Below are 1,115 nucleotides of genomic sequence, written 5' to 3'. Positions count from 1 at the left end.
TCGTTGGCCTTGCAGGTGGCAAGGAATGAATAGAGCACGGCTGCCCACTGTGCTGCGTCATGAGACCCTGCGAAGAGATAGTTTTTACGACCCAGGGCTACTGGCCTGATGCTGTTCTCTACCAGGTTGTTGTCGATGTTCCAAGAGCCATTTTCAGTATAACGCACTATTCTGGGCCATAGCTTCAGGGCATAGGTGAGCGCTTTGCCTATGCTGCTTTTTGGAGCCACATTTGGACATTGCTGTTCCATCCATTCCTTCATGGCTGTGAGCACCGGAACAGCATATTGCTGTCTGGCTGCTTTTACCTGGTCTGTATTCAGGTTTTCTTCTTTACACTGCCGCTCCAGGGCATAAAGCTTCTGTATTTGAGCTAAAGCATATTCAGATCGCCTGGAGTCGTTTTCCTTTGCCTGATCAAACTTACGGCGCACGTGTGCCATGCAGGCAAGCAGGGTGACTCCTGATGCTTTGTCAAAACGATCATATGCCGCATAACCGTCTGTTTGTAAGGCTCCACTGAAGCCTTCCAGCACACCTTCTGGCCCTTGTGCTCCACGGCTTTGCTGATAGTCAAAGATGACCATGCCTTTTTCCGGAGAACGGTAAACCCACATGTAACCTGTATGTGTCGCCCCCGGCTTGTTACTGCTCTGAACCGGGATAGGCGTTTCGTCGGCCATCAAATAGCCGCTAGACAGCACCTCCTTCCTGAGCTCATAATAGAGGGGATCTAGCAGTTTACAGGCTGCTTTGAACCATCCGCTGATCGTAGATTCGGCTAGTTTCAGGCCTTCACGTTTAAATATCTGCACCTGTCGGTAAAAAGGCAGGTGATCTACGTACTTGCTGATCAGTAGGTGTGCCAATAGCCCTGCGCCTACATTGCCATTGGGTATCGGCATAGTCGGTAATGGAGCTATGAGTACTTGCTTTGTATCTTCATCCTGGGTAGGCTGTACATATTTTGGACGTACGTACCGCTTTACATAGACCTTACCTGGAGTATACTCAAGAATCTCGGTGATCGCCTCTCCAAGCTTTTCGGCATTGTCCTGCTTATCCTCTGGCTCTAGTACTTCTTCCTCTCTAGGCAGGTGGGCAGGAAGTACCAT

At 49.8% G+C, this 1,115-nt stretch carries 1 protein-coding gene; it reads right to left on the bottom strand.

The window, feature by feature from the left end:
• On the bottom strand, positions 1–1,115 hold a 1,115-nt coding region (gene tnpC, locus C7460_RS23445; RefSeq protein ID WP_115870570.1), incomplete at both ends, for an IS66 family transposase.

This window comes from Marinoscillum furvescens DSM 4134 (assembly GCF_003386095.1).
Taxonomy (GTDB): Bacteria; Bacteroidota; Bacteroidia; order Cytophagales; family Cyclobacteriaceae; genus Marinoscillum; species Marinoscillum furvescens.
Note: the sequence above shows the minus strand (reverse complement) of the source record. Positions and strands in the feature narration are given on the sequence as shown.